This is a genomic window from Massilia cellulosiltytica (genome assembly GCF_047325105.1).
GTDB classification, from domain to species: Bacteria; Pseudomonadota; Gammaproteobacteria; order Burkholderiales; family Burkholderiaceae_D; genus Telluria; species Telluria orientalis.
The window spans coordinates 1,503,268-1,515,857 of record NZ_CP168562.1; the positions used below are offsets into that span (position 1 = coordinate 1,503,268).

At 65.9% G+C, this 12,590-nt stretch carries 13 protein-coding genes; all 13 read left to right on the plus strand.

What is annotated here, in order from left to right:
* The 13 genes from ACEN9H_RS06625 to ACEN9H_RS06685 all read left to right on the plus strand — a co-directional run bounded on the left by ACEN9H_RS06625 (position 1) and on the right by ACEN9H_RS06685 (position 12,548).
* Positions 1-654: a YfgM family protein gene (locus ACEN9H_RS06625; RefSeq protein ID WP_413674180.1), complete on the plus strand. Its 654-nt coding sequence runs from the start codon at positions 1-3 to the stop codon at positions 652-654.
* A gap of 145 nt (positions 655-799) precedes the next feature.
* Entirely contained in the window at positions 800-1,945 is a 1,146-nt protein-coding gene (gene bamB / locus ACEN9H_RS06630; RefSeq protein ID WP_413674181.1) for an outer membrane protein assembly factor BamB, read from the plus strand.
* A gap of 6 nt (positions 1,946-1,951) precedes the next feature.
* Positions 1,952-3,289 carry a ribosome biogenesis GTPase Der gene (der, locus tag ACEN9H_RS06635; RefSeq protein ID WP_056132266.1) on the plus strand — a complete coding sequence of 446 codons (1,338 nt, stop codon included), beginning with the start codon at positions 1,952-1,954 and terminating at the stop codon, positions 3,287-3,289.
* A gap of 213 nt (positions 3,290-3,502) precedes the next feature.
* On the plus strand, positions 3,503-3,739 hold the full coding sequence (hfq, locus tag ACEN9H_RS06640) for an RNA chaperone Hfq (protein WP_036168820.1): 237 nt from the start codon (positions 3,503-3,505) through the stop codon (positions 3,737-3,739).
* A gap of 29 nt (positions 3,740-3,768) precedes the next feature.
* A complete protein-coding gene (gene hflX, locus ACEN9H_RS06645) occupies positions 3,769-4,932 on the plus strand; it encodes a GTPase HflX (RefSeq protein ID WP_082577657.1) in 1,164 nt (387 codons plus the stop codon).
* A 3-nt stretch (positions 4,933-4,935) separates the two neighbouring features.
* Positions 4,936-6,324 carry an FtsH protease activity modulator HflK gene (gene hflK / locus ACEN9H_RS06650; RefSeq protein ID WP_413674182.1) on the plus strand — a complete coding sequence of 463 codons (1,389 nt, stop codon included), beginning with the start codon at positions 4,936-4,938 and terminating at the stop codon, positions 6,322-6,324.
* Positions 6,324-7,202: a protease modulator HflC gene (hflC, locus tag ACEN9H_RS06655; protein ID WP_056132272.1), complete on the plus strand. Its 879-nt coding sequence runs from the start codon at positions 6,324-6,326 to the stop codon at positions 7,200-7,202. Before hflK ends, hflC begins: the two co-directional genes overlap by 1 nt.
* 162 nt (positions 7,203-7,364) lie before the next feature.
* Positions 7,365-8,519, plus strand: coding sequence for an ATP phosphoribosyltransferase regulatory subunit (locus ACEN9H_RS06660; RefSeq protein ID WP_413674183.1), 1,155 nt, complete (start codon positions 7,365-7,367; stop codon positions 8,517-8,519).
* Positions 8,519-9,832, plus strand: a complete 1,314-nt coding sequence (locus ACEN9H_RS06665) for an adenylosuccinate synthase (RefSeq protein ID WP_371768021.1) — start codon at positions 8,519-8,521, stop codon at positions 9,830-9,832. Before ACEN9H_RS06660 ends, ACEN9H_RS06665 begins: the two co-directional genes overlap by 1 nt.
* A gap of 77 nt (positions 9,833-9,909) precedes the next feature.
* On the plus strand, positions 9,910-10,452 hold the full coding sequence (locus tag ACEN9H_RS06670; protein WP_371768022.1) for a phosphoribosyltransferase: 543 nt from the start codon (positions 9,910-9,912) through the stop codon (positions 10,450-10,452).
* Between the two features lie 216 nt (positions 10,453-10,668).
* A complete protein-coding gene (locus ACEN9H_RS06675) occupies positions 10,669-11,265 on the plus strand; it encodes a MarC family protein (protein ID WP_056132280.1) in 597 nt (198 codons plus the stop codon).
* A gap of 15 nt (positions 11,266-11,280) precedes the next feature.
* A complete protein-coding gene (locus ACEN9H_RS06680; RefSeq protein ID WP_413674184.1) occupies positions 11,281-11,733 on the plus strand; it encodes an FKBP-type peptidyl-prolyl cis-trans isomerase in 453 nt (150 codons plus the stop codon).
* Between the two features lie 17 nt (positions 11,734-11,750).
* Positions 11,751-12,548, plus strand: coding sequence for a helix-turn-helix domain-containing protein (locus ACEN9H_RS06685; RefSeq protein ID WP_413674185.1), 798 nt, complete (start codon positions 11,751-11,753; stop codon positions 12,546-12,548).
* Positions 12,549-12,590 lie beyond the last annotated feature (42 nt).

Consider the following 12,590-nt stretch of genomic DNA (forward strand, 5'->3'; position numbering starts at 1 on the left):
ATGGCATACGATCTCGAAGAACAAGAACAGATAGCCAATTTCAAGGCCTTCTGGGACCGCTTTGGCAACCTGATCACCTGGGTGCTGATCCTCGCGCTGGGTGGTTATGCCGCCTACAATTTCTGGGGCTCGCACCAGCGCTCGCAGGCCGCGGAAGCGTCCGGCCTGTATGACGGCCTGACCGAAGCGATCGAAGCGAAGGATGCCGCGAAGGTCCAGCGCATCACGGGCGACATCGAGAACAAGTTCGGCTCGACCGCCTACGCCCCGATGGCCGCACTGGCCGCCGCCAAGGCCGCGTTCGATGCGAACGACCTCAAAACGGCGAAGGCCCAGCTGCAATGGGCGGTCGACCATGGCGACGACGAGTACAAGGCCATCGCGAAGCTGCGCCTGTCCGGCGTGCTGCTGGACGAGAAAGCGTTCGACCAGGCGCTGGCGCAGCTGAACGGCGACTTCCCGGCGCAGTTCGCGGCCGAGGTGCAGGACCGCAAGGGCGACATCCTCGTCGCGCAGAACAAGCTGGCGGAAGCCCGCACGGCCTACCAGGCCGCGCTCGACAAGATGGAAAAGAACCATCCGGGCCGCCAGGTCGTGCAGGTCAAGCTGGATGCCATTGGCGGTTCGGCACCGGCGCAGAAAGCGGCAGCGTAAAATAACAACTCCGTCATTCCCGCGCAGGCGGGAATCCATACTGAGTTTCAGAATTCGATACGTCGCACATGTCGCGACTTCGGTAAATCAGCATGGGTTCCCGCCTCCGCGGGAACGACGTATTTAAGAACAAGGTAAATAAGACATGCGTATTACCCGGAAGCTCGTTGGTGTCGGTATGTTCGCCCTGATGGCGGGCTGTTCCTCGCTCAATCCGTTCGCGTCCAAACCGAAGGGCAACCAGCCCACGCCGCTGGTCGACCTGAAAGGTTCGATGGCCGTGCGTACGGCGTGGAAGCTGGAAGTCGGCAAGTCGCAGAGCTATATGTTCTCGCCCGCCATCGCCGACAACACCATCGTCGCGGCCGGGGCCGACGGCACCATCGTGCGCGCGGAAGCGGCCACCGGCCGCCAGATCTGGCGCACCAAGGCCGGCATGGACCTGACGGCGGGCGTCGGCACGGACGGCAGCGTCATCGTGCTGGGCGGCGCCAAGGGCATGCTGCTGGCGTTCGACATGGATGGCAAGAAGCTGTGGGATGCCCAGCTGTCTTCCGAGATCCTGTCGTCGCCGGTCGTGGGCCAGGGCATCGTCGTCGCGCGCAGCATCGACAACCGCATCGTCGGCTACGACGCCAGGACGGGCCAGAAGAAATGGACCGTGCAGCGCACCGCACCGGCGCTCACGCTGCGCCTCGCGCCGGGCATGGTCATCCACGACAAGGACGTGCTGGTCGCCCAGCCGGGCGGCAAGCTGATGTCGCTGATCCTCGCCACCGGCGCGCCGCGCTGGGAGATCGAGGTCGGTGTCGCCCGCGGCGCGACGGAACTGGAGCGCGTCACCGACATGGGCGGCACGCCGGTCGTCATCGAGAACGACGTGTGCGCCGTGTCGTACCAGGGCCGCGTCGGCTGCTTCGACCTGGCCACGGGCAGCCCGCGCTGGACCCGCGACCTGTCGTCGGAAGTCGGCGTCGCCGCGGACCAGCGTTTCGTATTCGTCCCGGACGACAAGGGCGCCGTCTACGCGTACAACCGCGACAGCGGCACGAGCGCGTGGAAGAACGACAAGCTGGCCTACCGCCGCCTGTCCACGCCGGTGTCGTACGGCCGTGCCGTCGCCGTCGGCGACTACCAGGGTTACGTGCACTTCCTGTCGCGCGAGGACGGCTCGTTCCTGTCCCGCGCCGCCACGGACGGCAGCGCCATCGAATCCACGCCGCTGGTCGTCGGTTCGAACCTGATTTTTCAAACACAAAATGGAACCGTGACCGCCATCGCGGTCGAATAAGATTCAATGAAGCCGGTAATCGCACTCGTAGGTCGTCCCAACGTCGGAAAGTCGACCTTATTCAATCGCATGACCCGCTCGCGCGACGCGCTGGTGGCGGACTTGCCCGGCCTGACGCGCGACCGCCACTATGGCGAAGGGCGCATGGGCGAACGTCCATTCCTGGTCATCGATACCGGCGGTTTCGAGCCGGTCGCCAAGGAAGGCATCATGCACGAGATGGCGCTGCAGACGCGCCAGGCCGTCGCCGAGGCGGACATCGTCATGTTCATCGTCGACGGCCGCCAGGGTCTCACGCCACACGACAAGACCATCACGGACTTCCTGCGCAAGTCGGGCCGCAAGGTCATGCTCGTCGTGAACAAGAGCGAGGGCATGAAGTACACGTCCGTCACCGCCGAGTTCTATGAGCTGGGCATGGGCGACCCGTACGTGATCTCCGCCGCCCACGGCGACGGCGTGCTGGACCTCGTCAACGAGGCCATCGACGTCGCCGTCCAGCAGCGCCCGGAGGAAGCCGAGGAGTTCGATCCCGCCGACTACGGCGTCAAGATCGCGCTGGTCGGCCGTCCGAACGTGGGCAAGTCCACCCTGATCAACACCCTCGTCGGCGAGCAGCGCGTGATCGCGTTCGACATGCCGGGCACCACGCGCGATTCGATCGAGGTCCCGTTCGAAAAGGGCGGCAAGCACTACACGCTGATCGACACGGCCGGCATCCGCCGCCGCGGCAAGGTGTTCGAGGCCATCGAAAAATTCTCGGTCGTGAAGACCCTGCAGTCGATCTCGGAAGCGAACGTCGTCGTGCTGATGCTGGACGCGCAGCAGGACATCTCCGAGCAGGACGCGCACATCGCCGGCTTCATCCTGGAGACGGGCCGCGCGCTCGTCGTCGCCGTCAACAAGTGGGATGGTTTGACGTCCGACGTGCGCGACCAGGTCAAGAACGACATCGACCGCAAGCTGAACTTCCTCGACTTCGCGGAGACGAAATTCATCTCGGCGCTGAAGGGCACCGGCATCAACCACCTGATGAAGGCGATCGACACGGCGTACGCCGCGGCGACCGCGAAGCTGTCCACGCCGCGCCTGACGCGCGCGCTGCAGGAAGCGATCGAGAAGCAGGAGCCGAAGCGCAAGGGCAGCACGCGTCCGAAGCTGCGCTACGCGCACCAGGGCGGCCAGAACCCGCCCATCATCGTCATCCACGGCAACGCGCTGGATGGCATCACGGAACCGTACAAGCGTTACCTGGAAAAGCATTTCCGCGATACGTTCGATCTCATCGGCACGCCGCTGCGCATCGAACTCAAGAGCGGCAAGAATCCGTTCGCCAAGGAATAACCGTAACGCGTGAAATTCATTTGTGTTAAATGTTTTTCACGCGTGCGAAGGCACTTTTTAAGCCAGCTTTAACCATAGCAGTACGACAAAAAAGAGCAAAACAGGTTACAGTTAGCTTGGGCGAACATTCACAGCTTGAGAATGTTGGCGCAGCCACTTGAAATCCGGCATCCCGCCACAATTTTTATACGACAACAACATCACGGAGCTGTCATGAGCAACAAAGGGCAACTGTTACAAGACCCATTCCTCAACGCCTTGCGCAAAGAGCACGTCCCCGTCTCGATCTACCTGGTCAACGGGATCAAGCTTCAGGGCCACATCGAATCCTTCGACCAGTACGTCGTCCTCCTGCGTAACACCGTCACCCAGATGGTGTACAAGCATGCGATCTCTACCGTCGTTCCGGCCCGTGCGGTCAATCTCAACCTCGAACAAGACGCCGAGTGAGGTCGATGGCTGACGTTTCCGGCAACACCATGCGCGCCGCCCTGGTCGGTATCGATTTCAACGCTGGCGATTTCAAAGCCAGCCTGGAAGAACTGGCCCTGCTGGCGCGCTCGGCCGGGGCCGAACCGATCAGCACGATCACAGCAAAGCGCAACAGTCCCGATCCTGCGTATTTCGTCGGCAGCGGCAAGGCCGACGAAATCGCGCAGGCCGTTCTCGCCGACAAGGTCGAGATCGTCATTTTCAACCACGCCCTGTCGCCCGCCCAACAGCGTAACCTGGAGCGGCGGCTCAATGTACGCGTGGTCGACCGTACCAGCCTGATCCTCGACATCTTCGCGCAGCGCGCGCAGAGCCACGAGGGCAAGCTGCAGGTCGAACTGGCCCAGCTGCAGCACCTGGCCACGCGCCTGATCCGCGGCTGGACCCACCTGGAGCGCCAGAAGGGCGGTATCGGCCTGCGCGGTCCCGGTGAAACCCAGCTCGAGACCGACCGCCGCCTCATCGGCGAGCGCGTCAAGATGCTGCGCACCCGTCTCACCAAGCTGCGCAAGCAGCACGAGACCCAGCGCCGTTCGCGCGGGCGCAACCAGACATTTTCCGTGTCGCTCGTCGGCTATACCAACGCCGGCAAGTCGACCCTGTTCAACACCCTGACGAAGGCCGGGGTGTACGTCGCGAACCAGTTGTTCGCAACGCTCGACACGACGTCGCGCCGTCTGTACCTCGGTCCGGACGTCGGCAACGTGGTCGTGTCCGATACCGTCGGTTTCGTGCGCGAACTGCCGCACCAGCTGGTCGCCGCATTCCGCGCCACCTTGGAAGAAACCATCCACGCCGACCTGCTGCTGCACGTCGTCGACGGCGCTTCGCCCGTGCGGATGGAGCAGATCGAGCAGGTCAACGAGGTCCTGCGCGAAATCGGCGCCGACCACATCCCGCAGATCCTGGTCTGGAACAAGATCGATGCGGCCGGCCTCGAGCCGGGGATCGAGCGTGATGAATATGGTAAGATCAGCCGCGTTTTCATCAGCGCCAGGAGCGGCGCGGGCCTCGACCTGCTGCGCGACGCGATCGTCGAGGCGGCCACCCGCGGCGCCGGCGTGGCGCCCGCTGACGTGCAGGAGCGCGAAGTCGCCGATTTCGCGCACGCCGACCTGCTGCCCGCGACTCCCCATCCCGGACCACACTAGTCTATGCCTGTTTCTCTGATCAAACGGATCGGCGCGCGGCTCGCGCCGACCGGTCGTCACGCCGGCGCGCGCAAGGCCGGCGTGCCGCTGTTTTCCCTCAATGATCCGCGCTGGGGCCACAACCCCAAGTCGAACGAGGGCCGCCGCCCGAACAATAACAACAAGAACGACAGCGACGGTCCACCCGACCTCGACCAGCTGTGGCGCGATTTCAACCAGCGCCTCAACAAGCTGTTCGGCGGCAAGCGCGGCGGCGACGGCGGCCCGTTCCGCCCGGACGCGCGCGGCGTCGGCCTGACGGCCACCGTCGTCGGCGCCATCGCCCTGCTGATCTGGCTCGCCAGCGGCGCGTTCATCGTGCAGGAAGGACAGGTCGGCATCGTCACGACGTTCGGCCGGCTGTCGCACGTGACGGGCGCCGGCTTCAACTGGCGCTGGCCCGCGCCGTTCCAGTCGCACGAGACCGTCAACACGGCCCAGGTGCAGACGACCGAGATCGGCTACCGCGCCAATGTGCGCAACAAGCAGCCGAGCGAAGCGCTGATGCTGACGGGCGACGAGAACATCGTCGACGTCCAGTTCTCCGTGCAGTACAAGATCAAGGATCCGGTCGCGTGGGTGTTCAACAACCGCGACCAGGTCGAGACCATCCGTGACTCGGCCGAGACCGTCGTGCGCGAACTCGTCGGCCAGAACAAGATGGACACCGTCCTGTACACGGGCCGCGACAAGCTGGCGATGGAAGCGCGCGAAGCGATCCAGCGCCTGGCCGACCGCTACAGGATGGGCGCGGAGATCGTCGGCGTGACGATGCAGTCCGTGCAGCCGCCCGACCAGGTCGCCGCCGCGTTCGAGGACGCCGGCAAGGCGCAGGAAGAGCGTGTGCGTGCGCGCAGCGAAGCGCAGGCGTTTGCCGACGAGGTCATCCCGCAGGCGAAGGGCAAGGCCGCGCGCCTGTTGCAGGATGCCGAAGCGTACCGCGCCAGCGTGGTGAGCGTCGCGACCGGCAACGCCGCGCGCTTCGACAAGATCGTGGCCGAGTATGCGAAGGCCCCGGCCGTCACGCGCGACCGCATGTATATCGAGACGATGCAGCAAATTCTTTCCAGTACCAGCAAGGTCATGATCGACGCCAAGACCGGCAACAACACGATCTACCTGCCGCTCGACCGCCTGCTGGCCCAGTCGACGGCCAACGAGGCGGCGCGCGGCGCCAATTCCGGTCCGGTGATGGCGCCGCAGCAGAACCCGGCGCAGCCGCAAGCGCAGCAGCCGGCGGCGGCGCCGGCCCAGGCGCAACCGCAGCCGCAGACGGAAGCCTCGGCCGGCGAATCGAACCGCACGCACGACCTGCGCAGCCGCGACACGGGCCGCGAACGGGAGAGCCGCTGATGAGCCGCCTGTTAGCCAGCCTGATCGGCGCCGCCATCGCGGTGGCGCTCGTGTCGTCGTCCGTGTTCGTCGTCGACCAGCACCGTTACGCCGTCGTGTACGCACTCGGCGAACTGCGCGAGGTCATCCAGGAACCGGGCCTGAACATCAAGGCGCCGCCGCCGTTCCAGAACGTCGTCTTCCTGGATAAACGCCTGCAGACGCTCGACACGCCCGACGGCGAGCGCTTCCTGACGGCGGAAAAGAAGGACCTGCTCGTCGACGCGTTCGTGAAATGGCGCATCGTGAATCCGCGCCAGTACGTGATCGCCATCGGCAGCAACGCCGACCGCGGCGGCGAGCGCCTGAACCAGCTCGTGCGCAATGCGCTCACGGCCGAGATCGGCAAACGCAACCTGGCCGACGTGCTGACCGGCGGCAAGCGCACGGACGTGGCGAATGCCGTGCGCGCCGACCTGGCCCCGGAAGCGAAAGACCTCGGCGTGGAAGTCGTCGACGTGCACCTGAAGCGCATCGACTTCATCGACCAGGTCAACAACGCCGTGTACGAACGCATGAAGGCCGACCGCGTGCGCGTGGCGAACGAACTGCGCGCGACGGGCGTGGCCGAGGCGGAAACGATCCGCGCCGACGCCGAGCGCCAGCGCAGCGTGATCCTCGCCGACGCCCAGCGCGACGCCGAGACGATCAAGGGAGAAGGCGATGCGCAGGCGTCGCAGATCTATGCCCAGTCGTTCGGCAAGAATCCGGAGTTCTACCGGTTCTACCGCTCGATGGAAGCCTACAAGGCCACCTTCAAGGGACGCAACGACGTGATCGTGATCGACTCGAACTCCGAGTTCTTCAAGTATTTCAAGGGTCCTGGCGCAGGCAAGTGAGCGCCCTGGTCGTGGAGTATCGGCAACGTTGGCATTCGTTTCATCGCCAACCGCCCCGCGTTTTCGGTTAAAATCGTCGATTCGGCGGAATGAACGCGTGCAAAGCCGCGTTCATGCTGCCCGAATGTTGTCCGACTTTTACTAACCCGACCCGCTTTGCCCATGCCCACCTGGCTCCTGCCCGAGAATATCGCCGACGTCCTGCCGTCCGAAGCGCGCAAGATCGAAGAGCTGCGCCGCTTGATGCTCGACACCTTCCGTACCTACGGCTACGAACTCGTGATGCCGCCGCTGCTCGAATACGTCGATTCGCTGCTGGCCGGCGCCGGACAGGACACCGATCTCCGCACCTTCAAGCTCGTCGATTCGATGAGCGGCCGCCTGCTCGGCCTGCGCGCCGACATGACGACGCAGGTCGCCCGCATCGACGCCCACCTGCTGAACCGCGATACCGTCACCCGCCTGTGCTATGCCGGCAGCGTGCTGCACACGCAGCCGTCCGGCCTGCACTCGACGCGCGAGCCGCTGCAGATCGGCGCCGAGATCTACGGCCACGCCGGCCTCGAAGCGGATGCGGAGATCCAGGAACTGGCGCTGGCATCGCTCGCGCTGGCCGGCTTCGAACAGCCGCGCCTCGACCTGTCGCACGTCGGCGTGCTGCGCGCGATCCTCGCCGAGGATGCCGCCGCCAAACGCGACGAGCAGCTGCTGTACACGTTGCTGCGCTCGAAGGACGTGCCGGGCCTGATCGATGCGACGGCGAACTACAACGAACAAACCCGCGCCGCGCTGCTGGCGCTGCCGAACCTGTACGGCGACATCGACGTGCTCGCGCGCGCCAAGGACGTGCTGCCGGCGCTGCCGGGCATCGCCCGCGCGCTGGCGGAACTCGCCGCGCTGGCCGGTTCCGCGCTGGGCCGCGCCCAGATCGCGATCGACCTCGCCGACCTGCGCGGCTACCAGTACGAAAGCGGCGCCATGTTCGCGCTGTACGTGCCGGGCCTGCCGAACGCCGTGGCCAGGGGCGGGCGCTACGACCACGTGGGCGAAGCCTTCGGCCGCGCGCGTCCGGCGACGGGCTTCTCGCTCGACCTGCGCGAACTGGCCCGTCTGCTGCCGACGGCCGAGCGCAAACACTCCATTCGTGCCCCCTGGGGCAACGCGCCCGAGCTGCGCGAAAAAATCGCTGAACTGCGCAAAGCGGGCGAAGTGGTGATCCAGTCGATGCCGGGTCACGACAATGTACAGGACGAGTTCGAGTGCGACCGTGTGCTCGTCCTCGAACAAGGAAATTGGATTCTCAAAAACTTAGGTTAATGATGTCAAATACTGCTAAGAACGTCGTTGTCATCGGCACCCAGTGGGGCGATGAAGGCAAGGGTAAGATCGTCGACTGGCTGACCGACCATGCCGCCGGCGTGGTGCGTTTCCAGGGCGGCCACAACGCCGGCCACACGCTGGTGATCAAGGGCCAGAAGACCGCACTGCAACTGATCCCGTCGGGCATCATGCGCGAAGGCGTGGCCTGCTACATCGGCAACGGCGTCGTCGTCTCCGTACCGGACGTGATGCGCGAGATCGACAAGCTGGAAGCGGCCGGCGTGGAAGTCGCGTCGCGCCTGAAGATCTCGGAAGCCTGCCCGGTCATCCTGCCTTACCACGTCGCCATCGACGTCGCCCGCGAAGCGAAGCGCGGCGTCAACAAGATCGGCACGACGGGCAAGGGCATCGGCCCGGCTTACGAAGACAAGGTCGCGCGCCGCGCGATCCGCATCGCCGACCTGCTGAACGAAACCCGTTTTGCCGAGAAGCTGCGCGAAAACCTGGAATACCACAACTTCGTGCTGACCGGCTTCCTGGGCGGCCAGGCGCTGGACTTCCAGAAGGTGTACGACGACGCGATGGCCCTCGTGCCGCGCCTGCGTCCGATGGTCGGCGACGTGTCGTCCGCGCTGTACGCGACGCACAACGCCGGCGGCCACCTGCTGTTCGAAGGCGCGCAAGGCTCGCTGCTGGACGTCGACCACGGCACGTACCCGTTCGTCACCTCGTCGAACTGCGTGGCCGGCAACGCCGCCGCCGGTTCGGGCGTCGGTCCGGGCATGCTGCACTACATCATGGGCATCACCAAGGCCTACACGACCCGCGTGGGTTCGGGCCCGTTCCCGTCGGAGCTGCCGACGGACGCCGGCGTCGGCGAACACCTGTCGCGCATCGGCCACGAGTTCGGCACCGTGACGGGCCGTGCCCGCCGCTGCGGCTGGTTCGACGCCGCGCTGCTGCGCCGCTCCGTGCAGATCAACGGCGTGTCCGGCATGTGCCTGACCAAGCTGGACGTGCTGGACGGCCTGGACACGCTGAAGCTGTGCACCGGCTACAAGATCGACGGCCGCGACGTGGACATCTTCCCGGTCGGCGCGGAAGAAGCCGCGGCCTGCGTGCCGGTGTACGAAGAGATGCCGGGCTGGACGGGCACCACCGTCGGCGCCAAGTCGATGGACGAGCTGCCGGCCAACGCGCGCGCCTACATCAAGCGCATCGAAGAACTGGTCGGCGTCCCGGTGGACATGGTGTCGACCGGTCCTGACCGCGAAGAAACCATCGTGCTGCGCCACCCGTTCGCAGCCTGATATCGAAGCCCGGTCCCTGCCGCGCCACCCGCGGGGCAGGGACGTCAGCCACAAGCAGAAACTAGGAAAATCTGAACATGACGACGCCTCCATCGACCGACAAGGACCTGTGGGTCTCCTGGGATGAATACAACCGCCTGATCGAGCGCCTGGCGCTCAAGGTGTACGAATCGAACTGGAAGTTCGACATGGTGCTGTGCCTCGCGCGCGGCGGCGTGCGCCCGGGCGACGCGATCTCGCGCATCTTCGACGTGCCGCTGGCGATCCTGTCGACCAGCTCGTACCGCGAAGAAGCGGGCACGAAGCAGGGCGACCTGGACATCGCCAAGTACATGACGATGACCAAGGGCCCGCTGGCCGGCCGCATCCTGCTGGTCGACGACCTGGCCGATTCGGGCGTCACCCTGATGCGCGTGCGCGAGCACCTGCAGGCGAACTACCAGGACGTCACGGAAGTGCGTTCGGCCGTCATCTGGGTCAAGGGCACGTCGTCGATCAAGCCGGATTACCACCTGGTCGACCTGCCGCACAATCCGTGGATCCACCAGCCGTTCGAGGATTACGACGGGCTGCGTCCGCACCAGCTGTCGTCGTGGCTGAAGAAGTTCGAACAGAACTGATCCGCGAGCGGATGCAAGAAGAGGGCGGTGCCAATGGCGCCGCTTTTTTTTTCGCCATCACTCCCGCGCACGCGGGAATCCATACTGAGGCGCCGCAGTCGCGTCACCAGCATTCCGGCTTCGTTTCAGTCAGCATGGGTTCCCGCCTTCGCGGGAACGACGGGAGGGCGTGCAGATCGGTTAAGATCACACCTGCCATAACAATAACAACGTCCCATGACCCAGAGCTTCTTCCAGACCTTCATCCTGCTGCTGCTGGTCACCGACCCTTTCGGCAACGTCCCCCTGTTCGTGACGGCGCTGAAGGACGTGGCCCCGGCCCGCCGCCCGCGCATCGTCGTGCGCGAGTGCGCGATCGCCTTTCTCCTGCTGCTGCTGTTCATGTTCTTCGGCCGCCACTTCCTCGCGGCGCTGCAGCTGACCGACATCTCGCTGCGCATCGGCGGCAGCGTCATCCTGCTGATCATCGCGATCCGCATGATCTTCCCCCATCCGGACGGTGTGCTCGGTCGCAGCGAAGGCGGCGAGCCGTTCATCGTGCCGCTCGCGATCCCCGCGCTGGCCGGGCCGTCCGCGCTGGCCACCGTGCTGCTGTTCACGTCGCAGTCGGTGGAGGAGGTGATGGTGCACGTGGCCGCGCTCGCGGCCGTCGCCATCATCTGGCTCGCCGTCTTCCTCGGCGCCGAGCGCCTGCAGAAGGTGCTGGGCATCCAGGTCATGACCGCGTTCGAGCGCCTGATGGGGCTCATCCTGACCGCGATGTCGATCGAGATGCTGCTGGGCGGCGTGCGCGCCTTCGTCAAGACTTTATAACCTCAAGGATTCAACATGACCCCGATGATCCGCGCCGGCTTCCTTGGCCTCACACTCGCGCTGTCCCTCGCCGCCTGCAAGCGCCGCGAAGAGGCCCCGGCCGCCCCGGTGAAGGCCGACACCTCCGCCATCAGCTTCCAGAAGATCGACACGACCGTCGGCACGGGCGCCGAAGCCAGGGCCGGCTCCCACGTCACCGTCAACTACACGGGCTGGCTGTACCTGCCGGACGCGCCCGACCACCACGGCGAGAAGTTCGACAGCTCCATCGGCCGCAAGCCGTTTACGTTCCGCCTCGGCAGCGGCATGGTGATCCCGGGCTGGGACCAGGGCGTCGACGGCATGAAGGTGGGCGGCAAGCGCACGCTCGTCATTCCCGCCGCGCTGGGCTATGGCGCGGACGGTGCGGGCCCGATCCCGCCGAACGCCAACCTGATCTTCGACGTCGAGCTGCTCGACGTGCAATAAACGCCGTGAAGGCCTGGATGCACCATCCGCAGGGCGAGCTGGCCGAGGCCGCGCACGGCATCGGTTTCTATTCGACCGTGGACGAGCCGTGGCCGCCGGCGCAGCCGCAGCTGAACCGGTTCCCGGCGATGGTGTACTGCAGCCTGAACTTTTTCACGGAGGGCGCCGCCGCGCTGCCCGGCGACGACGGCGAACTGCGCGCCATGTCCGACCTGATCGTGTCCGGGCCGCGCACGCGGCCGATCGCGTCGCTCACGCTCGCGCCGCTGCGCACGGTGGGCATCGTGCTGTATCCCGATGCCTTCGCGTTGCTGACGGGGCTCGCCCCGGCGGCGCTCCAGGACCGCAACGACCCCGCCGACGGCCTGCTCGACGACACCTGGGCGGACTGGCCGCAGGCACTGCGCGCGTGCGCCGACGACGCCGCGCAGGCGGCGTGGATCGAAGCGCGGCTGGGTGAACGCTGGCGCGCCGTGCGCGGACGCTGGGATGCGGAGCTCGGCGCGAGCCTGCGCAGCATCGCCGCCAGCGCGCCCGAGCTGGGTGTCGGCGCGCGCCAGACGCAGCGGCAATACCGCGCCCGCGTGGGCCTGAGCCCCGCGCAGGCGCGCCGCCTGCAGCGCATGAACGCGGCCGTGTACGCGTTGCGCGACCCGCATGCGCCGGCGCGCTCGCTCGCGGACCTGGCCGCGGAACTGGGCTATGCCGATCAGGCCCACATGGCGCGCGAACTGCGCGAGCTCGCCTTCCTGCCGCCGTCGCGGCTGGAAGCGCACATCGAGACCGATCCCGAATACTGGCCCTATCGGCTGTGATGTCGGGTTTATACAAGCCGGGCTGACGTCTGCTGGCGACAA